Annotated in this window: 20 protein-coding genes; 5 read left to right on the forward strand and 15 right to left on the reverse strand. The window is 56.3% G+C overall.

Translation table 11 applies throughout. The features are described from left to right. Nucleotides 1–27: 27 nt before the first annotated feature. The 4 genes from dps to C474_RS14055 all read right to left on the reverse strand — a co-directional run bounded on the left by dps (nucleotide 28) and on the right by C474_RS14055 (nucleotide 3943). A complete protein-coding gene (gene dps / locus C474_RS14040) occupies nucleotides 28–687 on the reverse strand; it encodes a DNA protection during starvation protein (RefSeq protein WP_049917016.1) in 660 nt (219 codons plus the stop codon). Nucleotides 688–1081: 394 nt separating this feature from the next. Continuing rightward, a complete protein-coding gene (locus C474_RS14045; protein WP_008387960.1) occupies nucleotides 1082–1468 on the reverse strand; it encodes a DUF302 domain-containing protein in 387 nt (128 codons plus the stop codon). Nucleotides 1469–1534: 66 nt separating this feature from the next. Next, nucleotides 1535–2827, reverse strand: a complete 1293-nt coding sequence (locus C474_RS14050; RefSeq protein ID WP_008387962.1) for an MFS transporter — start codon at nucleotides 2825–2827, stop codon at nucleotides 1535–1537. A 3-nt stretch (nucleotides 2828–2830) separates the two neighbouring features. Continuing rightward, nucleotides 2831–3943, reverse strand: coding sequence for an MBL fold metallo-hydrolase (locus C474_RS14055; RefSeq protein ID WP_008387964.1), 1113 nt, complete (start codon nucleotides 3941–3943; stop codon nucleotides 2831–2833). Between the two features lie 89 nt (nucleotides 3944–4032). On the opposite strand from C474_RS14055, the gene C474_RS14060 reads away from it, so the two are divergent. Continuing rightward, a complete protein-coding gene (locus C474_RS14060; protein WP_049917044.1) occupies nucleotides 4033–4770 on the forward strand; it encodes a helix-turn-helix domain-containing protein in 738 nt (245 codons plus the stop codon). 25 nt (nucleotides 4771–4795) lie between these two features. Here the strand turns inward: C474_RS14060 and C474_RS14065 are convergent, their stop codons facing one another. Then, nucleotides 4796–5119, reverse strand: a complete 324-nt coding sequence (locus C474_RS14065; RefSeq protein ID WP_008387968.1) for a DsrE family protein — start codon at nucleotides 5117–5119, stop codon at nucleotides 4796–4798. Between the two features lie 174 nt (nucleotides 5120–5293). Between C474_RS14065 and C474_RS14070 the strand changes: the two genes are divergently transcribed. Further along, a complete protein-coding gene (locus C474_RS14070) occupies nucleotides 5294–5617 on the forward strand; it encodes a rhodanese-like domain-containing protein (protein WP_008387970.1) in 324 nt (107 codons plus the stop codon). A gap of 161 nt (nucleotides 5618–5778) precedes the next feature. Here C474_RS14070 and C474_RS21625 read toward each other — a convergent pair whose 3' ends face one another. From C474_RS21625 to C474_RS21635, 3 genes are all read right to left on the reverse strand, one after another. After that, nucleotides 5779–6183: an SWIM zinc finger family protein gene (locus C474_RS21625; protein WP_083862045.1), complete on the reverse strand. Its 405-nt coding sequence runs from the start codon at nucleotides 6181–6183 to the stop codon at nucleotides 5779–5781. 223 nt (nucleotides 6184–6406) lie between these two features. Next, nucleotides 6407–7267, reverse strand: a complete 861-nt coding sequence (locus C474_RS21630) for a biosurfactant protein 1 (RefSeq protein ID WP_083862046.1) — start codon at nucleotides 7265–7267, stop codon at nucleotides 6407–6409. 128 nt (nucleotides 7268–7395) lie between these two features. Then, the gene (locus C474_RS21635; protein WP_083862047.1) at nucleotides 7396–8352 is read right to left on the reverse strand and encodes a transcription initiation factor IIB; all 957 of its coding nucleotides are present in this window, start codon (nucleotides 8350–8352) and stop codon (nucleotides 7396–7398) included. Between the two features lie 215 nt (nucleotides 8353–8567). Here C474_RS21635 and C474_RS21640 point away from each other — a divergent pair, with 215 nt between their 5' ends. Further along, the gene (locus C474_RS21640; RefSeq protein WP_083862048.1) at nucleotides 8568–9020 is read left to right on the forward strand and encodes a hypothetical protein; all 453 of its coding nucleotides are present in this window, start codon (nucleotides 8568–8570) and stop codon (nucleotides 9018–9020) included. Nucleotides 9021–9128: 108 nt separating this feature from the next. On the opposite strand, the gene C474_RS14080 is transcribed toward C474_RS21640, so the two are convergent. The 3 genes from C474_RS14080 to C474_RS14090 form a co-directional block, all read right to left on the reverse strand. Continuing rightward, the gene (locus tag C474_RS14080; RefSeq protein ID WP_008387973.1) at nucleotides 9129–9491 is read right to left on the reverse strand and encodes a hypothetical protein; all 363 of its coding nucleotides are present in this window, start codon (nucleotides 9489–9491) and stop codon (nucleotides 9129–9131) included. 1518 nt (nucleotides 9492–11009) lie between these two features. Further along, nucleotides 11010–12209 carry an outer membrane protein assembly factor BamB family protein gene (locus C474_RS14085; RefSeq protein ID WP_160166842.1) on the reverse strand — a complete coding sequence of 400 codons (1200 nt, stop codon included), beginning with the start codon at nucleotides 12207–12209 and terminating at the stop codon, nucleotides 11010–11012. A gap of 236 nt (nucleotides 12210–12445) precedes the next feature. Continuing rightward, nucleotides 12446–13342, reverse strand: coding sequence for an SOSS complex subunit B family protein (locus C474_RS14090; RefSeq protein WP_008387976.1), 897 nt, complete (start codon nucleotides 13340–13342; stop codon nucleotides 12446–12448). A gap of 671 nt (nucleotides 13343–14013) precedes the next feature. On the opposite strand from C474_RS14090, the gene C474_RS22155 reads away from it, so the two are divergent. Together C474_RS22155 and C474_RS21650 are read left to right on the forward strand one after the other, a co-directional pair. After that, nucleotides 14014–14691 carry a PQQ-binding-like beta-propeller repeat protein gene (locus C474_RS22155; RefSeq protein ID WP_049917018.1) on the forward strand — a complete coding sequence of 226 codons (678 nt, stop codon included), beginning with the start codon at nucleotides 14014–14016 and terminating at the stop codon, nucleotides 14689–14691. 97 nt (nucleotides 14692–14788) lie between these two features. Then, the gene (locus C474_RS21650) at nucleotides 14789–15334 is read left to right on the forward strand and encodes a hypothetical protein (protein ID WP_204366096.1); all 546 of its coding nucleotides are present in this window, start codon (nucleotides 14789–14791) and stop codon (nucleotides 15332–15334) included. Nucleotides 15335–15574: 240 nt separating this feature from the next. Here the strand turns inward: C474_RS21650 and C474_RS14100 are convergent, their stop codons facing one another. From C474_RS14100 to C474_RS21655, 4 genes are all read right to left on the reverse strand, one after another. Continuing rightward, nucleotides 15575–16900: an orc1/cdc6 family replication initiation protein gene (locus C474_RS14100; protein ID WP_008387977.1), complete on the reverse strand. Its 1326-nt coding sequence runs from the start codon at nucleotides 16898–16900 to the stop codon at nucleotides 15575–15577. A gap of 1015 nt (nucleotides 16901–17915) precedes the next feature. Further along, the gene (locus C474_RS14105; RefSeq protein ID WP_049917019.1) at nucleotides 17916–18230 is read right to left on the reverse strand and encodes a hypothetical protein; all 315 of its coding nucleotides are present in this window, start codon (nucleotides 18228–18230) and stop codon (nucleotides 17916–17918) included. Between the two features lie 24 nt (nucleotides 18231–18254). Further along, entirely contained in the window at nucleotides 18255–19340 is a 1086-nt protein-coding gene (locus C474_RS23145; RefSeq protein ID WP_049917020.1) for a ribonuclease H family protein, read from the reverse strand. Nucleotides 19341–19568: 228 nt separating this feature from the next. Further along, complete coding sequence (locus C474_RS21655) at nucleotides 19569–19892, reverse strand: hypothetical protein (RefSeq protein ID WP_083862050.1); 324 nt, start codon at nucleotides 19890–19892, stop codon at nucleotides 19569–19571. Between the last annotated feature and the right edge of the window lie 176 nt (nucleotides 19893–20068).

Below are 20068 nucleotides of genomic sequence, written 5' to 3' on the forward strand. Positions count from 1 at the left end.
ACAGAGACGGTCGATTGACGCGACCGCCTACGCCGAATCGTTGAACCGGTTGTTCGTCGAGTACGGCGCGTCCCCAGGCTCACCACGTGCGAAGTGGCCGGCCGGATTGATCTCGTCGTCGCGCTCCTTGCTCAGCAGTTCGATGAACCACGCCTCGTGGTCTATCTCTTCGTTGAGAATGCGTTGTGCCATATCGTACGTACGAGGATCGGCCTCCCGCGTCATATCACAGATCTCGCTCCACGTCCGGATCGCACAGCGCTCGGCCTCGAGAAGTACTTCGAGAATGTCTTCGACCTCGAGTTCGGACGTGTCGAATCCACCCTCGTCGTCCATCGGGGTCGGTACCTCGGCGTCTGGACAAGAGGCACGGTCGGCGAAGTCGCGGATATCATTCGGGAGTGATCCCTCGAGTTCGTAGACCCGTGGAACGACTAACTCGAAGTGCGCACGATCCTCCAGACGCGCATCCTCGGTGATCTCCTTGTAGTCCTCTTCGCCCGCCAAATGCATTCGAAGGTTTGTGTAGTAGTAATAAGTGGTGAACTCCGCGCCGATAGCGTCGATCAGCTTCTCACGTAGTTCTTCGGGATCGACACCACGCTCACGGATTACCTCCATACCGACCCGCTTGCTTGTGTCGCCTGGTTCGACTCCACCGGCGGCGTGCGTTTTATCGTCTGACATTACAGTCTTTTATAGAGATGACAATATCATCAATCTTCGTTTGTCCCACGACAACTCAAATTCCAAAATCAATAAGGAAATTTTCACAGGCGTGCCGAAATCCCCCCAAGGAGGGGGTTCCATAGTCTTGCTAACCAACTAGGAATTACAATACAAAAGGGCAACATTAGCTGAACCTACAAATGTAATAGATGCCATTACAATTATGTATGCCCTCGTCAAAAATATGCTACCGATAACAAATGGCCTAAATCGGGACGATAGGGTTACGTTCGTCAGTTATTCGAGTGGCATCAGTCCCGATTCGTTTCCACAAGTCTGGAATATCAGCGGTTTCGAGATCAACTTGTGAGCTGTGAGGGCCGGAGTCTGCCATTGGTCACTGGACGGCCAGTCAGAGTGAATCGAGTACGCGCTCGAATCGCTCAGAGACATCCTCGGAAATCGAGTCAAGCTCGGAGTTGTCGGTAATCCCGACGAGCTGTTGTGGATCCACAGCACTCACAACTGTCGTTCCGTCGTCGTCCTCGTACACGATGACGTTACACGGGAGGAGGGCACCGAGTTCAAGTTCGTCGTCCAGAGCCTCATAGGCGAGTTGAGGATTGCAAGCCCCGAGGATTCGGTATTGGCGGAATTCCGCGTCGAGTTTCTCAGCGAACGTCGCTTGGACGTCGATATCACAGAGCACCCCAAATCCTTCATCCTGAAGTGCGGCTACCGTTTGGTCAACGACATCGTCAAACGCGTCATCGGTGCGTGTCTGTATGGTGTATCCCATACTATACAATACTCCGTCAATCCTGATGACTATTGCGGGTGAAGAGCGACGGTAGCAAATCGGCGACTAATCTTCGGTTACTACCTGTTTTCGTGGCTCCGTTGCAGGAGCTGGTGGCTCATGAGTGCCGAAGTCCGGATGAGTCTCCTCCATCCAGATGTACACCACTGCACCCGAGATGAACATCAACAGTGCAGTCATGTAGAAGGCGGCCTCCGCGTTTACGAACTCCATCGAGAGGCCGATGAAGATCGCACCGACTCCGTAGCCGGAGTCTCGCCACATCCGGTAGACGCCCATCCCAGTCGCACGCCAGGTCGGGTGGGCGGCGTCGCCGGGAACGGTCATCAGATTCGGGTAGAGCAACGCCATCCCGAGGCCAGATACGCCCGAGAGAATGACCCACGGGAGATAGCCGTCGACGAATACCATTCCGAGGATACCCGCGCCGGCAAGGAACATCCCCGCGACGACGGGCGGACGCCGACCGATACGGTCCGCGAGGCCACCCGTTGCAATTTGTAGGAAGTACATCACGCTATGGACGCCGACGATGAATCCGACCGCTGCGATACCGAGGCCCTGACTTGTGAGATATAGCGGGACGGCGAGCCAGAACAACGTATCGACGAACTTCTCGATGTGACCTGCCTGTGCCGCGGCGAACAGCGTCTTATCGCCGTATGTCGCCCGCTTCAGTACCTCAACGAACGGAAGGTTCGCGTCGTGGTGGTCGTCATCCTCGACTTCCACCTCCGCGAGTTGGACCGTCTCCTTGATGAGGAAGACCGAGATGAGGAACGCGAGGACGACGACGACGGCGAGGAAGTAGAACGGTTCGGGCCGGAGGCTCGTCCGGGCGGCAATGATGCCTGTGACCCAGGCACCGACGGCGACGCCGGTGTATCCAAACGCCTCGTCGATACCGACGGCGAGTCCTCGCTGGTCGGGACCTGCAATGTCGATCTTAGCGTTGATCGCCATACTCCAAGTCAACGCCTGGTTGATGCCCAACAGGATGTTCCCGACGGTGATCCACCCCCAGCTCGGCGCGAAGATGAGGATGACAGGGAGTGGGAGTGCGGTCACCCATCCGAGGATGAGCACGGGCTTGCGGCCGTATTCACCACCCCATTTGCCGGCGTAGAGGTTGAGCAGCGCTTTCACGAAGCCGAACGAGACGACGAACGAGCCGATAACGAACAGCGATTCGACACCTAATACGTCGCGCCCCAGCACAGGGACGACGGCGCGCTCGGACCCGATGGTCAACCCGGTCGCGAACACCAAGAGGACGTGCAGCGAGAACTGTCCGAGGTGTTCGCGGATCCCTTGTTTGAGTTCAGTGTCCGTACTCATGAATCACTCAGCTGCACAGTTGTTCGGACCCAGTTCGAGCTCGGCCAGTTCGTCAGCAGGAACTGACTCCTGTCCCACGTTCGTTCGCTTGACGCGCTCGAAGTTCGGCGGATGATCCGGTATATCCGACGCGAGTTCCTGGACGAACGCCTCGCGATCACGTCCGAGATCTTCGTTCCGTTCCTTGACCTCCGCAAGGGTCGCGGTCACCGGCGGTTCGGGCGAACCAGGGTCGTGCGCCGGCAGGACCAGAGCGTTGTCTGGCCGGTCTAGTAGTCGCTGGAGGCTCTCGTAGAGCGTCGCGGCGTTCTGTTCGGCATCTGAGTCCTCGATTCCTGCTTCGACACCGAGCTCGACACGTCCGACGCTCTCGTGGAAGAGCGTATCGCCCGTGATCAACGCTGCGCCATCGATATCGAACGAGACGCTTCCTTCGCTGTGTCCCGGCGTGTGGATAACTTCGATGTCGAGGCTCCCGACCGGTATAGACTGCCCGTCTTCGACAGGCGTCGCGTCGATGGCCAGTGCATCCTTCGGGTGGAGATAATAGGGGACACTGTGACGGTTAGCGAACTCTGCAGCGCCGGAGACGTGATCGGCGTGAGCGTGCGTGTCGAAGACGCCGACGAGTTCGGCGTCGTGCTCGTCGAGAATCGCCTCGTACTCCTCGAGGTAGTGTGATGGGTCGAAAACGACCGCTTCACCGTCGGCGATGAGCACGTGTGAGAGACAGCCTTTCCCCGGCCGTGCGACCTGGACGAGCGTGCCGTCAAGGTCAACGCCGACCGGCGCGTGACGGTGAACCCGGCTCCACCCGTTCATCCCGTCGGCGAGAGCCTTGGCGTCGTAGTCCATCTCTTGAAGGACGTCCGCTGCCGTCTCAGCAGCGATGCCCGCATCACAGACAGTTACGACCTCCTTCTGCTCGGAGAGATCCGAAAGACCGTCCTTGGCCTCGTCAGGGCCGTTGGTCAGTTCGTCGTAGACGTCGACGTTGATACACCCCGGTACGTGCCAGTCATCGAACGCTTCTTGGTGGCGAATGTCGACCACGAGCAGGTCATCATCGTCAGTCTGTAATCGTTCGCCCAGTTTCTCGGGGGTAATCTTCGACATCAGTGGTTACTGATACGGGGAGTATTAGTGTATAGCTACTGCCGGACATGACCGGCACTGTTAATCAAATTCAGCTCGAATACATCTCTATGAGTCTTTACGAGGCCTCGTTCCGGGTCAAACACGAGTGTCCGTATCGCGAAATCTCGGAACGCCACCCGGATCTCACGATTCGCGAGTGGTACCTGAGCGACTGCCAGGTGATCGAAATCACAGCACCTGGTTCGCCAACTGAAGAGTTACTTGACGAGATTGACCACATCGGGACAATTCTCCACAAGTCGATTGATGAATCTGGGCTTCACGTCGTTACGCAATCCTGCCTCTGTTCACTGGAAGATTCCATCATCGAGCGGTTCGAAGCACATAACTGTCTGTACCAGCCGCCGACGATCCATCGTCAGGGATGGGAACACTACACGGTGATCGCATTCGACGAGAGCGACGTCAGAGCACTCCTACACGATCTGGAGGCAGATCGTGATATCGAAGTCCTCTCGAAAACCGCGATTACGGAACAACAAATTCCACACAGTATGTTGGCTCCAGTCGACCAGTTGTTCGAGAACGTTACTGAGCGACAACTGGCGGCGCTTCGGTTGGCGCTGGAGAGCGGATACTACGAGCAACCCCGCAAGACATCACTCAGAGAACTGGCTGACCAGACCGCTGTCGCTCGTTCGACGTACGAAGAACACCTCCGGAAGGCAGAGAACAAAATTCTCACGAACGCCGGGCAGTTCCTACGACTAGTTACGGCGACGTCGACAGCAGATCCATTAGAGGTCGAAAAGACCCGCCAAGCCGATCAGACGGCCGCTAACTGAAGCCTCTACGCTCGACGGGTTCTGATTAGCCGATCGTCAGTACCTTATCGGCATCTTCGACGACTCCGAGGCAGTCTTGCATCGTCGCTCGTGGTCTGAGGTCGTCCGCCTCGATATCGCGGGAGTCGAGACACGTTCCGCAAGCGAGGAGTTCTCCTTTATTCCGAGTGTATTTGACCATCACATCGTGGGGATTGAATTTCTCGTGTTCGAGGTCCGGTGCCTCGACACCGTCGCCGAGGAGAAACACCTCGACCGTGTGGCCCGAATCAAGCGCTGTGTTGGCGAGACGGAACGCGTTCCAGACGCGTTCAGGATCGTTGGTCTCCAGAATGATACCGAGGTTCATAGAGTTATTTTGTTCACATGTTGCTTGAACCTGGTGGTGATTCTCTTCGCCATTCGCCCGGCGGTTTTGTCAGAAGATACGATGATTTTCTGGGGGTGTGTGGAACTCAGCGCGCGAGTCGGTTACCCACAAAGACCACTGTATTCATGAACTTCGCCCTGGAATGTGCCCGTGATGACCACGATTGACCCTGAAACGCTTCAGGAACAGTTGGAGAACGACGAAGGCGTGTGTGTGGTTGATATTCGCTCAGAGACCGACTACGAGGAATACCATATTGAGGGAAGTGTGAACCGACCGATTCGGGAGAAACTTCTATCAGGCAATGTGGAGGCAGCGTTAGCCGAGTTGGAAGATCTCTCCGATGAGGAGGAACTGGTTATGGTATGCGATGCGGGTGTTGCCTCAACGGAGACTGCCCGTCAACTCCAAGATCAAGGCCGAAACGCGAGTGCCCTTGATGGGGGACTGAATGCTTGGAAACGTAACGAAGAGTAGTCGGCAGAGTTGCACTCTTACAAGTGCTTCTTCGTCGTAATAAACTGGGAAGCGACAATGACTACCTGACACATCCGAATTCTACGTTTAGTATACTCAATCTGTCATCTTTAGGGGAAGAACCACCGATAGCTGCTCGCTTCGTGAGCTGTGAGTCGGCGTTACTCCGGCAGCGTTCGCTTCCCCGTTCGATAGCACTCCCAGCAGGGAACCCCGTCGCCGAGGTCTGCACAGTCGCACTCGTCTGTCTCTCCAGCGTCGCCGTCGCTCACGACGGTTCCGCCGTCAGCGACCGCCTGTGTTGCAGCGGCATCGAGGAGTGGGGTCCGAATCGCAACTGCGACACGGTGCTTACAGGCTGAGGAATACTTCGCGTCAGCTGGACACTCACAAGCTACCGGAATCCCACCGTCGACGGTGACGTGGTACTCGTGCTTCGCTGGTTCAGCGTGACTGCAGTTTCTGACGCGAATACCGCCATCGCAGCATTCGAACTCGAATGCCTCATACTGGGCTCGTTTGACGACTCTCCAAGTACTGTCGAGGTGTGCAAATGCGTTCGTCATGGGTCGACGAGGCACCTCTCGAGTGCCCCGCACCCTTCAGGGGGCAAATAAAATCTCTCCGAGGCTACAAATCGGAACCACTCTGCTGTTTAGTTCCGTTCACGAGTTTTCTTTCCAGAAAGAATTTATATGGAACTCACTTCGCTACTCCTGTCGGCACAATGACTCGCTGACAGTTCGGCCCTCCTCCCCCACCATTCTCTCGAAATTTCTCTGCGCGACCCTACGTCTCTATTCCCGGATTTGACCCAAAGCAGGGTGTTCCACAGAGATTGCACTCCCAGATTGGCTGTCCACTCCACGCGTCGTCAGGATTATCCTCGAACGCCGAAAGCCGATGTGTGGTCTCTCGACACTGCAGCGACCGCTTCGTTGGTATCTGGTGTTCTTGAGACTCCGAACGCGTCTCTACGGGTGAGCGTTGGAGTGCAATCGCTGGAACGAGCCAGCCATCGTCGCCTGTGCTCTCGAGGAGTGCCGAGAGGTGCGCTTCATCCTGAATGGGGCTCCCGCTTTCGTCGTAGAGGTACGTCGCGTGTTCAGTCGCTGAGCGAGTGGTGTTTCCCCAAGCCGTTCGTTCACGAGCGACCGCAAGCGCCTCCTTACCGCATTCCGAGGTGGTTCCCATCGCGTCGGGGAGTACAGGCCATTCGTCGGTCACCTGTGCGGCAGGCGCCTCGTCGAAGTCGTAGATGAGCTGGCACTCGTCGACGACGGGATCAAACGAATTCGTCACAAGCAGTCTCGCTGCGGCGGCTCCTTTTGCGACGGCGCCGTAGTACGTCGACGACTCGACGAACAGGTGCACGACGTGCAAGAGCGACAACCCAGTGTCCGAGTGACGCTGCTCGTCCGATGGATCGAGATGGTGGGTGAGACAGAATCGGCACTTTGGCTGCCCCGGCGGAATCGACGTCCCACAAGAGGCACAATTGGTCTCTCGCTGGTAATTCTCGGCCGGGTAGCCTACGAGAGACTCTTCTCGATTTTGAGCGTCGAATCGAGCACCGAGTTCGCAATCCGCCGCCCGGGTTGCTTCACCCACCGGACGGAGTGCTTCGTGGTCGACGTAGTGGTCAGTCATCGGCTTGTCTCGATTTTATCCGTCCTCGTATTTCAATATCGAGACTGCCTCGACGAACCGCACTCGGGTTGCGTTCGGCCACAGAAGCACTCGTCTTGTCTGTCGACGCTGTCCTCACTCGGAGAACCCTACGCTGATGCGACTTGGACCTCCCCGTCGACCAGCTTGGTAAGTTCTGTACGTCGCGCTCGAAGTGTCGCCGGCGTCGTTCCGGCGGCCGCTGCAACCTGTGCCTGTGTCAGCGACTCTCCGTGTTCACGACTGGCGAGATAGAGACAGGCTGCAGCAACCCCAGACGGCTGAGAGCCGTTCGTAATGGACGTCTCATGCGCACGCTCGGCAAGCGTCCGCGCTCGACGACGAACCCGTGAATTGACATTGAGTTCCGAGGCGAGTTTCGGAATGAGCGATTGTGGGGCGACGGGCTGTGTCGGGAGTCCCAACTCTCTGTTGAGCGTTTTGTACGCGTTCGTGATACTCGAGTGGTCGACTCGAGCAATGTCGACGAGGTCATCACGGGCGAGTGGTCGTCCGTGACACCGACAGACCCCGTAGACGCTGGCGGCGGCCATCGCTTCGATCGACCGGCCAAGCAAGAGGTCCTCGCGTTGGGCACTGCGAAAGAGCTGACACGCCTGGTCACGAATCGAACTAGCAAGTCCGAGAGCGCTTGCGACTCTTCGAACTTCACCTAACCCGTGTGCGAGGTTGCGCTCGGCTTTCGACTGGAACCGCCCCCGCGTCTGCTCACGTCGCAGTCGGGCAAGCTGACATCGTTTCGACCCTGAGAGCGTGCGTCCCTTCCCATCGGTTCTGCGCCCGATCGTGGTCGATAAGCCCCGGTCGTGACGGGCCGCTGTGAGTGGAGCACCTGTCCGTTCGCGATTGCTGTTGTCGTCTTCGAACGAGCGCCACTCGGGGCCGTGGTCGATCTGCTGGTCTGCGATGACCAGCCCACAGTCTTCACAAACTGTTTCCACTGCGTTGGTCGCCACGTGGCCGTTGCATTCGGGACAGGTGTTCGAACTGGATTCACACTGGACGTCTTCGTCGAAGCTCGTTTCGTAGATGTCTCTGGTTGCCATGGTACTCACGAGGGACACTAGACGAATCGCGAATCTCTCTGCGCCCCTCACCCCTCAGGGGCAGAAAAACAACACTGCGGTCTCGTCGCCTCTCCAAGTGGTGACAGAAGGTGCGTGCTGAACTTAGAGGGAAAATTCAGCACAGTGAGCATGCATGTTTGACTGTAAATTTCAGTTCAGCAAGATATTTTATGCATCAAAACTTTTGATTGAATATGCGTCGTCGAGCCCTCCTCTCTGGGACACTTGGTTTGGTAACGTTATCTGGACTTGCTGGTTGTTCTTCGTCCTCAGATGAAGGACAGGCAACGGTTGACCGAATCGTTCTCCGATCAGACACAGGACAACCTGAGCAGATGGATTTGACCCTTGTTTATGCACCACGCGATGGTTCTACTGAACGGCCCGTTTGGGGCAGCTACGACCTTCCTGAATCTGGTGACACAGTCATTGTAGATGATTTTGAGACTGGCTCTGGGTTCTATAGTTTAACAGCTCACTCCCAGACCCACGATAATCTCGAAGTCGTCTCGGCAAATACTCTGAATGACGCTGTCGGAAACGATACTCTTCAGTTTGAAGTAGTCGTCAAACGGGCAGGGGATGTGTTTGCCAACTTGAGCAATACTCGTGACACTATCTCAATCCCCGGCTATTCTCGTGACTGATTGGTTCAGAGATTACGATGCTGACTATGCGCGCTGAGTTCAGCACGACCGTACAAAGCTCACCAATCGCTGTCAGATTTCACGTGCAACACTCAGAGGGTGTGTCGGTCACTCTCCATAGTTGAGTTTCACGACACTCTCTTGCGGGGCATCAGCGCCATTGAGCGTCCATCTCTCAAGTATGGTGTAGATGTGATTTTGATAGTAGAACTCACCATCCATCCCATTGAGGGAGAAGACGAACGTGTCCTCTTCGATGGACGACGCAGGCTTGCTCCCGGATGGTCCTCCGAGATCAAATCGAGACAGGAAGACTGCAACAAACTCTTCTTCATAGTTTATCGACTGCCACTCTGAGTGGGCGTGCTCAGGGAGGGTCTCGATCCGTAGCAACTCGTCAGCCTGTTCCTCGGTTGTAATGAGAGTTGCATAGTAAGGTGGCCCAGTTTGCGTCGTTATGCTTGATGCCACGACTGCCTCTGTTGGTTGGTTCGTAGTGTACCTGGCATCGAACTGTGGAACAAACGGAGACGATGTGAAACTCTGAGTCGAGTTACACCCGGACAAAAGGGAAATGCCACAAGTTGTCCCAAACAGCTGGAGAGCACGGCGTCTGGAGGGGCCATCCGTCATCTGTACAATATATTTCATCAATAGTAGTATGAACCCAACGGTTTTGTCTGTCTCTGAGCGACTTGCGCGCTGTATTCAGCACGACCACAGAAACCTCACCGGACGCTGTCAGAAGCTGCGTGCTGAATCTCGAGGGTGAAATCAGCACATCAACAGATAGGTGCGGACGTTCAATTGACAAGTTCGCTTATTAACCCACCTACAGCCGCGATTGTCAAGACGCCGATGATGATGGGAGTACTCGGGTCAAACCCAGCTACAACAGCGAGGTACGCACCAACAACAGCCACAGCACTAGCGGGTATCAAGGCGCTGATAGCGAGTCGTCGGCCCCGTTCTGTTTGTGCACTCGCAATGTTACGAGCAAGAAGTATGCCACCGACGGTGGCGATCACAAGCGAACCTGCTGCGATGAAGAGCGGCAGGAACAGATTCCCAAAGCCGAAAAGAGGCCTGATTCCGGTAGCGGGCGGTGGGTAGGAAATGACGACAGTTACGAGTGCGAATACAATCAGTATTCCTCCGAGACGATTCAATTGAGGGACTGTTTGATTCTGTGGAACACGATTCATACAACTGGCAACCTATTCAGTGAAAATATGCTTTGTGGAAGTATCAACGAGAGAATACGTGTATTCTCGTCTCGGGTGGTTTCCAAGCAGGTAATCCGATCTGTTCTGGTCTGAAGGACTCGCACGTTCTATTCAGCACGACAACTGAAACGTCATCGATGGCGGCTAGAAGTCACAGACTGAGCAACTGCCTACCGTGGGGCTCGCCCCAACACTGGCCGTCAAATCGACCGCTTGACCGACTACTGGTTCGTAGAGTTCGCCACATACTGTTCGGGACAGGTCCAGTGCGCTTCCTTCGCTTCCGTCGAATCTGGAGGATGATCCGTAGTACATAGCTGACGTTGCTCACGGCGGTTGACCACCCGTACGTCCTCGCTGGAGCCACGCCGTTCGACGACGGTCACCTTTTGTGGCAACTCACCCGCGAATTGGACAGTCGCACGGTACCATGTTGCGGCCATGTCTGCGGTACAGGCGAACGGGAGGAAGGGAAGCGAATTCTCGGATTGCGATTCCATGACGACACGGAGCGAGTTCGCTTTCGCATCGTACGCCGTCGACGCAATCCCGACCTTGTTACAACTACTCGATCCGTAGGCCATGTGGCCAGTGATGTAAACAGCACTCTCAGCTTCGTCGAATGCGACGATAGTCGGCCGTTGCTCGCGGTTCCGGCGCGGTTCAATGTGCTCGGCGCTTGACCCCGTCACACCTGATCCACCGAGACAGCCCGCCGTGGCAGTAAGACCTCCCGCAAGCACACCAATGAACGAACGGCGATTCATGCTTCCTCCAAGACATAGAGCCCATCGGAGAACGTCGAGATATACAGCCGGCCGTCGACAACTGCTCCACCGGTCCCTCTGATGCGTCCCGTGGTGTCGAACTCCCAGTACCGTGTCCCACCCTCAACGTCGAGTGCGTAGATGAGTGAATCTTCACTCCCGACATAGACTGCGTCGTCGGTGACAACGGGTTCGCCGGTCACATTGTTCCACGTCCAGAATTCCCAGCGTTTCTCACCGGAGTCGGCGTCAAGTGCGTACACGCGCTCATCGGCCGCACCGGTGTAGACCGTCCCGTTGGCGACTGCAGGGGCAGACCCATCGTAACTGAAATTCCCCCATTCGTGGTCTTTGATCGGCTGGCCCTCGAACCGCCAGCGACGGGATCCATCCTCACTCGAAATCGCGTGGACTCCACGGGCGTCACTGGCGTAGACAGTTCCCTTCGCAACGGCCGGTGTCCCGGCGAGCCGGTGTGAGCTCGTGTACTGCCACTGTTTCTCCCCAGTCGTCGCATCGAGGGCGACGACTGCACCGGTTTCATCCGCTGTCGTGGCGACTGCGTACACTCGGTTCTCTGAGACAGCGACTGCACCGTCGGCCCACGCTCCGATTGACTGTTCCCACATCGTCTCACCTGTCTTGCTATCGAGAGCGACGAGGGCACCACTGCCTCTGATGACGAGATAGGCGACACCATCGACAATAGTCGAAGCATCGATTTCGTCCTCAAACTGCCGCTCCCACTGGATCTCTCCGTTCTCGCGGTCGAACGCGAACAGGTGGTCCCCGAACGGAGCAAGAACAAGATCGTCTACGACAGCGGCAGCCGCATCTGGGAAGCCGACCGCTGACCCGTCCCCGAGTTTGGTACGCCACTGCTCGGTGCCAGTTGCTGCGTCCAATGCAACGAACGCGGATACCTCGTCGTGGAATCCGAGATAGACCGTCCCATCTGCGATAACTGGAGCTTTGACAGAGCTGAGATGCTTTTCGTACGTCCACGAGACGGTCACCGATTTCGTTGGCCCGCTGTCGGTCGTATAGGCCGTGTTCTGTGGATCGCCTCGACCGAGCGGCCACGACCCTTCTACTGGTGGTGACGTTGACGTGCTCAGCTGGGTGAGACTCCCCAGTCCGAGCCCCGCGCCAGCGCTAGCGAGTACTGCGCGGCGATTCAATTGGAGGGCGCTCATGATAGCGACATAACAGAGTGTCTGCTTAGTCGTTGGCTTCCTTACGGCTGTCATCGCGAAATCAAACGGTGAGTCTCAACTCAGAACAATCCAAGACCGCCCATACGGAGTGAATCCACCACCAAGCTGTAGCGAAAGCCCGGCGGCTGGTAAGCCGCCCGGAACGTGGAGGTTGGGTGGGGTGGCGGGAAGCGGGCGAACGGGCACATAGCAAAAAAGAAGGCCACGACAACCGGTTATTCCCACCACCGACCGCGCTCAGGGAAGGTGAGACTCGACCACCCGGTGACGGCCAGTGAAACGCGCCCTTCGTACCAGTTCCGAGCCGCGCCATCGATGCGCACCTGCTCGCCCTCGTCCATTAGGGGTGCATTCGACGCTTTCCAGACTGTCACTCGGGTTTTCCCACTGTCGTCCGCGATGAGGCCCACTTGAGCGATACTTGGATGTGAGGGCACCCACAGCGTCTCGACACGCCCTTCGATGCGTACCTCTTTGCGATTCACGTCCTCGAGCTTCCCAATCGGAACCACCTGCCCCGGCGCCGTCTGCAACTCCTCGAACACACTGACGACCGCGCTCATCATGTCCTTGCCACCGATCACGGCCTCACCGAGTCGCCGCCCAATCGCCGCTCGCGACCAGCCATCGAGTTTCTCGCTCAACCGCATCGCCTGGGTGTTCACCGCTGCCAACTGCTCCTGGGACAGTTCTTCACGTGGATCGGCTCTATCCGGGTCGGCCCACACATCCACGCTCGCCGCTCGCTTCTGGAACGTCGTCCGTCGCTCCACACTCTGTCTCACCGCCACGTCTCGCGACCGCTTCTCTCGTCCCGCTTGCGTTCCGAACGTCGCTCGTGCACTGATGCGCTCTAGCTCTTCCTCACGACCTCGAATGCGCTCTTCCTGTTCGAGGGTTGCTCCGTAGATCCGTTCGTCATCGGTATCGACGATTCCATCCGGGTGGTTCGCGTCCACCTTCGCTTGCACTTCCATCTGCACTGTCGCTCTGAATTCCGGCGTCTCATCGACGACCTCGAAGCCGTCCTCGTCGACCGCTGCTTCATCCGCGTTTTCGAACGCCTGTTCATCCACCGAAACTACATTACTGGTTGCGTTGTTACTTGACATTGGAACTCACACGTTCCTGAAGGCGCTCACGCGCCCAACACCGCGATGCTCCTACATCGCGGACTTCTCACAACGTCACCCGACAGACCCGTCTACGCGCTCTCGCTCGCGCCTTCGTGAGCGCCCCCTGGGGCGCGAGCGAGAGCGCTCACGGAAGGCTCCACAGACAAGCACGCGCGCCGGACAGGCCGGTCCGAGTGGCCAGCGGAGTTAGTCTCGTCGACGACGAGCACCGACTGGCGCGCAGGCGTCGACTGACTAACCCGCTGGCGCTTCGGGAGAAGCGAACGACGCGCGGGACGACTACTGGGAGTCCCGCGGCGTGCCGAGGCGAACAGCGTGAGCCGAGTGTAGGCGGCCGGCCGACCGGACGGCGAGCGGGCGTACCGAGTCGTCACACCTTAGCAGACAGTGAAGCAGCGATGCTAACCACCCCACACCGGGTGGGAGTGAAAGGGGCCGGACGCTCGACGTGCCCCGGCGACGCAACCACCGCAGGAACGAGGCGCGCAGCGAGGGTCCCGTGAGCAGTGCGAGCGGGACTCAGCGAGACCACAGTATCGCCAGACGCAGCCGGCGAGCGTTCGGGGGCTTTCGAGGAGACCGCAACCGACGCTAGCAGTTGTTTGTCCCTCCAGAAGATGTTTGACACAGTGTTGTCCACTGTTCATATGGTCTCGCTGACGCGTCGGTACCTCCTCCGACAGACTGTGGCTGGCGGAAGTGTGCTGTCTCTCGCCGGGTGTACCGCCCCGAACGTTCCCGGGCTCTCACGTAGGGGGTCGGTTCCGAAGCCGTTCACGAACGACGAGTACACTGCGAGCTACACGGCGGCCGGTCACTGGCTCTTGGAAGGACACGATGGCGGCCGAACCGGCTACGCGGCCTCCACAGTCCCACACGGCGATGTCGACGTCGCCTGGCTTCGGCGTCCAGGGAAGGACCTACATGGCGCAACGGCACCGATCGTCGGCCCGGTGCGTGTCTACCTCGCCTATGTCGAGTCGCGGGATGACGCCGAGAACTCGGACGTCTACCTTGCAGGGTTCGACGCTGAATCTGGCGAACAGCAACTTGACGTGCACCTCGAAACAGGCCGCGCTGTCGGAGTCGCACTCGCAGATGAGACGCTCCTGGCCGTTACACGTGGTCCGGACTACGAGCAGGCGACCCTGACAGCCCTCGCCCGCTCCGATGGATCGATCCAGTGGACGGAGACGATTCCGGACGTAACTGGTTCGCCAGCAGTTGTGGACGAAACGTGTTACCTGGCGACGCGAGACGAGGACAACTGGCAGTGGCGGTGGCGGTGGGAGTACGCAGTATCGTGGTCGTGGTCAGCAGGGTGAGGCTGCAACGCTCGTCGCGATTCTGGATGATGCTGCTCGTTGGCTTGACGACCAGCCCATCGGAATGATTCGGCCGGTCCGCTCGACGTTCCGCGCGTTGCACGACGATCAGCAGAACGGCGATCACAACTGGCATCTCGACCGAGTCTGGGACCAGGAGCTACTACCGCTCTTGTCGGGCGGTGGGTTAACGCGGGAATCTATCGTCGACTGGCGTGATCACCTTGGAGATGGACGGCTTCGGGATCACCCACTGGTCAGACTCTGTAACGTCACGCTTGAACAGGGCCCCGGGTTCGACGTAATCGACCCATTCGGTCCATTATCAGGTCCACGGCGAGAGTTCGATATCAGCCAGTTCGTTCCCGTCGAGGTGAAGGCGGTCGGCGGCCGTACCCCACCGTTCCACTTCCGACTAACGACCAACGAATACCGTCGCTGCAAGGCATTCCTCCGAGGAGATCGGTCATATGTGATCCGGCTCGTCCATGTTCCTGAGCCAGGGACACCCAACTGGGCGTCAGAGACGCGGTTCGTCTCTGAGATAGTACTCGAAGATGTGTCGGACGCTGAATCCCTGGTTCGTGGAGATCCCTTCGAGGAAGTCGTTAAAGGCGGCTACATGAATATGAGCGTAGACTAGTGAATCGACTCCGCCAGTAGGCTGGCGGAGCGGCACCACTCGTGCCCCATATTTCGAGGACAGTATAGAACAAATGTCGCCTGAGAATACCGTAGATTAGAGTGAGACAGACGCCCCTATCGATTTGTTGTGTGAGAAACCACCAAACACCTGGGCACACCTCTATCGACTTGTTCTCGATGTCGGGTGAGCTAGGTCGTCACCGCACCCTCGCCCCTATCGATTTGTTCCGAGAAGAAGCTACTTATTGATCTGAGCCTTCACGACGGTCCGTAGTTCGTCCACGTTGACGTCCTTCAGTCGCGAATCTTCTCGAAGTGTCTCGATGATGGTGTTCGGGTTCTCTCCAAACGTAAACTCGAGGTAGCTTCCCGAATGCGGTCCCTGACTTTTCCGCTCGGTCTCAACCAAGGAATACGTCGTGAGTTCCTTCATCTTGTTCACATACGTCTCCTGGTGATACTGATCTGCATCGAGTGTCCCCGTCAGATACTGATACACGCGATAGCCGAGCGGACTTTTCGCTGCACCAGTCCCGGTTTCCCGAGCAACCGCAGCAGTCGCAAAGAGACAGAGCTTCTTCTGGGTGCTAATCCCACGAGTCACTTCGAGTACGCGGTTCTTCTCGACTTTGTCTTGGGCTTCTCGGATGTGCTCTTCGCGAACCTGGTCCGCATTTGCTTTCTCAGCGATCGACCCTGCTGTTCGCATGAGGTCGATCGCCTTCCGTGCGTCCCCGTTCGTTTGTGCAGCGAACGCGGCAGCTAGCGGAATCACGTCGTTACTGAGTGCGTTTTCGTGGAAAGCATCTTCCCGAGCCCAAAGAATCTCTCGGAGCTGGTTGGCATCATAGTCGCTGAAGTGGACGTCCTCCGGCGTGAACGAACTAAGTGCTCGACTGCCAACGTTCTCCATCATCTTTGTGTCGTTAGTGATGGCGGTTACAGAGACTTGGGCGGTGATCTCGTCCGTACTCCCTGCGCGAGAAAGCTGGTACAGAAGACGGGAGAAGGCCGGCTCGTCCATATCTCGGCGACCGACGAGCATATCAAGTTCATCGAGGATGAAGACGACAGTATCGTAGTGTTCGTTAATAAGGCGGTAGAGTTCTCGCCATTTCTTCTTGTTCGGGATACCGTGTTCTGGGACCTCAACGGTCGCTCCGACGTCGTTCGCGACTTTTCGGGCTAGCTCGTAAACGGCTGAGCCGAGAGTCCCGACGTTCTGGCAGTTCATCTGGATTACGCCGAATCTGATGTCACGACTTTCACAGAGTTCGAGGATGTTCGAACAGACGGCGTTAATGATGAGCGATTTTCCAGTCCCTGACGGCCCGTAGAGGAAGAGGTTTGGAGGGCGCTCATTACTAATCGCGACTCGAAGATGCTGGGTGATGTCGGTGAGCTGGGAGTCGCGACCGACGATACGTTCCTCGTCGACGATCTCGTTCGGTTCGAGAAGAGAACGGTTCTTGATGAGACTCGCGGCTTCTTCCTGCTCGAGGATGAGATCTTTAATAGAACCCGTGGACTCGGGTGTTTCCTCGGGACCAGGATCCGTGGGCATACCCCACCCCACTCTATCAGGATACTAAAAGATTCCCCTGTCGATTTCTTTTCTACCGTTATGAGGCTCATCGGTACAGAATCAACGAGTTATAGCGTTCTGCTCGCAGACCTCCGACGATTTGTTAGAGAGGCTTTCTTTGGACGACATCACGAGAAATGAACAACACCCTCTCACCCCTATCGATTTGTTCTACCCACAAAGGAGGGGTAGGGGTCACTCGATGTTGATCACGCTGTCGCCACCCCAAAGCCGAATTATCGTTGGATGAGCTGTTGTCTTCTCTATCTATTCTTCTTTCTTCTAGTTCTAGTACTAGACTAGCTAGAGTAGACACACCCCTATCGATTTGTTCTGATCAATTGGAGTCGTTCGATTTGGCTTCGTTTCTTGACTTAAACAGGTTCCTGTAACGTGGGTGTGGTCAGCCTCTACATCTCCAATACAAGTCCTTAGACTTGCTTCTGAACTCGGTCAGTCTCCCCTATCGATTTGTTCTACATCGTCCTCGTCTCCCGAAAAAGTCGAAAACAGTCTTAAAAAAGCAGAAAATATGGGTTATAGCTCCCAATCACGGTATCTCTCATTACTTCCACTGGCGTCAAACTGCCCCGGTGGTGCTCTTTCCCGGGAGAACAAATCGATAGGGGTGAGAGGGTGGTTCCAAAGTCAGTACCGTAATATGCAGAATCCGTTCCCCAGCAAGGCTTTCCGCGTTCATAATTCCATCCTGCAATTCGGGAATGTCTCTCCTCAATGATCGAACTGCCCATAGCTACGCCCCTGAACAAATCGATAGAGGTGACTCTGTGTACGCGCGTGGTCTCGGTGAACAAGTCGATAGAGGTGAGCCTCCGCATCCTGGCGATTAGGATGCAATTCATCGGATTCTACGTCACTGCAGAGTCGATGCGTACTGTCCGCGAGTCACCAACTGCAAGACAATCTGAGTCTCTCTTGCCAGTTAACCAACGCGGAGATGTCTTCCGATAGGCCTGTTGGTTAAGGGCGTCGGTCACATCTCCCGATCGATTTCGAGTTTCCGCATGGCTCGTTCGAATACGTCCGGGTGACGATGGGCGAGATTCTCGAGATGATTACGAATGGACTGGGCTGGATTGACGTCGACATCATCCGTGTCCTGGAGTTCACGCCAGAACTGATGCATCTCTTCGCTTACCGAGACGCCTATTGTGTGGTCCTTCACGCCAGTGTTGAGTGCGTCGTAGTAAGGTTCTGTATCGAAGTCCGACGAACCTTGCTGGTCCACTCGGTCTTTTTCCTCCGCTGCGTCATCCATCGCTTCGCCGAATGGATTGTCGTTGCTCATACGCTCTTATTCTTAAGCTTAATATTAAAGATATTCGTCTAACGTCTCGTCCGTGATTTGGACGTCTTGTTCGGCTGCGAATTGCTGCGCACCAGCCCGGAATGCATGATAGCACTTCTGTCGAGTATTACGCGGAGTCCCATCGCTGACTTCGACGACAGTCTCGATGGCACTCGCCGTGTAGGGGTCGGACGGATATCCAGAATCGTACTCTTCCTCACGGGCCCAGGCAAGCCATCTGGCGATGAGTTCTTCTGTTTCTGCGAACCCGAACCGTTCCAGCGTCCGATCCTTCGCGACGAGTCGCGAACTGAGTGTCTCGCGCAGTTCGTCGATTCGATCACCAGCACGCTCTGTNTTCGCGACGAGTCGCGAACTGAGTGTCTCGCGCAGTTCGTCGATTCGATCACCAGCACGCTCTGTTCCGAACAGGAAGAGAATGAAAACTGGTTCACTTTCTCCGAGGTCACCGACACTCTGCAACGCGGCTAGTAGCTGCTCGAAGGTCCGTGTATTCCGAGCTGCATCCTCGAGTTGGTCGACCTGAATAATACACGCGATATCGAGGGCTTCGAGCTGGTCGGCAACCTCCTCGACGAGCTGTCGAACTTCGTCTGTGGCGTGAGGGTAAGACTCTGGAATCTCGAGGTCATCGTACTCGCTGAGCTCGTCGAGAAGGCGTGTATAGAAGCGACGTGTCGTGATGGACTCCACTTCGCGTATTCGAGCGACTCGGAACTCCTCGCTCCGAGGGCCATCTGAAAGAGCATCGTACACGAGATCACGGAAGTGAGATTTCCCAGCGCCCCGTTCATCGATGATCGAGATGTGGCCTGCTCGATTNCCATCTGAAAGAGCATCGTACACGAGATCACGGAAGTGAGATTTCCCAGCGCCCCGTTCATCGATGATCGAGATGTGGCCTGCTCGATTCAGGATGTGGCTCGCGACTTCGTTGAGTAGATCTTGATTCGCACGCACCGCAATACTCGCGTCAGGAAGTGTTTCAGCCGTGAACGGAATTCGCTCTGGCTTGATCCCGAGTTGATTCGCATAGGTCTCCTGTGCCTCCTCTGTTTTATCGAGGGCCTCGGTGAATTGGTCGCTCATAGTGGCTCCACATACTGAACCGACTTAAATCTAATCTGAATATTAATCTTAAGATTAACTACGGCCGTTTCAGCTACTCTCAGAATCGAGTCACTATCGAAATCTGATTCTCTCGAATACGCGGAAGACATCCATTCTACGGTAAGATATTGATACTGGAACCGGCAGCAACAAGTCCACAAGGTTAACCAACAGACACGCCAGTATTCTGCACCTGTTGGTTAATTATTACTCGCTCGGATTCACTGGTCCTTTGTATTGAGATTTGATTTTGTCACCCTCTCTCCACTGCCAGTAGTAATACCGATTTCCGTTGATCTCCTTCTCAGTCAGTGTGGCTTTGGTAGGGACGTCTTCAGGCAAATCCTCAGGCCGTTCTGAAGGATCGTCTTCATCATCAGCTTCGTTCAACCGCGCCTCCCGCTCTCGATACTCCGCGAGTGCATCAGCATACTTGGCGATAGATCGGAGCGTTTCCGCATTACACTCCTCGAGTGAGGACGCTACTTCTCCGGGTACCTCGAGTGGGGTCGCTGGTTCTGTGTACGACATGGGAGCACTTTAACCAACAGATGGGGCTCGAAGGCTTAATTTTGTTGGTTAAACGGGGGCCTTCGATTACGACTGTCCTGCGCTTCCCGACCCACTTCTCCGCGAATGAAGGGGATTGATGTCTTAGCCGGCGACTTCTTTCTCATCGATACCAAGTGATCGCTATCAAATACACA

Origin of the sequence: Halogeometricum pallidum JCM 14848 (genome assembly GCF_000337095.1) — an archaeon.
GTDB lineage: Archaea > Halobacteriota > Halobacteria > Halobacteriales > Haloferacaceae > Halogeometricum > Halogeometricum pallidum.

Excerpts from the sequence above, each read along its gene's own strand:
- C474_RS14105 (WP_049917019.1), bottom strand. The coding sequence starts at position 18,230 with ATGAGCAACGACAATCCATTCGGCGAAGCGATGGATGACGCAGCGGAG.
- C474_RS14090 (WP_008387976.1), bottom strand. The coding sequence starts at position 13,342 with ATGTCAAGTAACAACGCAACCAGTAATGTAGTTTCGGTGGATGAACAG.
- C474_RS14050 (WP_008387962.1), bottom strand. The coding sequence starts at position 2,827 with ATGAGTACGGACACTGAACTCAAACAAGGGATCCGCGAACACCTCGGA.
- C474_RS21630 (WP_083862046.1), bottom strand. The coding sequence starts at position 7,267 with ATGACTGACCACTACGTCGACCACGAAGCACTCCGTCCGGTGGGTGAA.
- C474_RS21640 (WP_083862048.1), top strand. The coding sequence starts at position 8,568 with ATGCGTCGTCGAGCCCTCCTCTCTGGGACACTTGGTTTGGTAACGTTA.
- C474_RS22155 (WP_049917018.1), top strand. The coding sequence starts at position 14,014 with ATGGTCTCGCTGACGCGTCGGTACCTCCTCCGACAGACTGTGGCTGGC.
- C474_RS14100 (WP_008387977.1), bottom strand. The coding sequence starts at position 16,900 with ATGCCCACGGATCCTGGTCCCGAGGAAACACCCGAGTCCACGGGTTCT.
- C474_RS14045 (WP_008387960.1), bottom strand. The coding sequence starts at position 1,468 with ATGGGATACACCATACAGACACGCACCGATGACGCGTTTGACGATGTC.
- C474_RS21625 (WP_083862045.1), bottom strand. The coding sequence starts at position 6,183 with ATGACGAACGCATTTGCACACCTCGACAGTACTTGGAGAGTCGTCAAA.
- C474_RS21635 (WP_083862047.1), bottom strand. The coding sequence starts at position 8,352 with ATGGCAACCAGAGACATCTACGAAACGAGCTTCGACGAAGACGTCCAG.
- C474_RS14070 (WP_008387970.1), top strand. The coding sequence starts at position 5,294 with ATGACCACGATTGACCCTGAAACGCTTCAGGAACAGTTGGAGAACGAC.
- C474_RS14060 (WP_049917044.1), top strand. The coding sequence starts at position 4,033 with ATGAGTCTTTACGAGGCCTCGTTCCGGGTCAAACACGAGTGTCCGTAT.
- C474_RS21655 (WP_083862050.1), bottom strand. The coding sequence starts at position 19,892 with ATGTCGTACACAGAACCAGCGACCCCACTCGAGGTACCCGGAGAAGTA.
- C474_RS14085 (WP_160166842.1), bottom strand. The coding sequence starts at position 12,209 with ATGAGCGCCCTCCAATTGAATCGCCGCGCAGTACTCGCTAGCGCTGGC.
- C474_RS14055 (WP_008387964.1), bottom strand. The coding sequence starts at position 3,943 with ATGTCGAAGATTACCCCCGAGAAACTGGGCGAACGATTACAGACTGAC.
- C474_RS14065 (WP_008387968.1), bottom strand. The coding sequence starts at position 5,119 with ATGAACCTCGGTATCATTCTGGAGACCAACGATCCTGAACGCGTCTGG.
- dps (WP_049917016.1), bottom strand. The coding sequence starts at position 687 with ATGTCAGACGATAAAACGCACGCCGCCGGTGGAGTCGAACCAGGCGAC.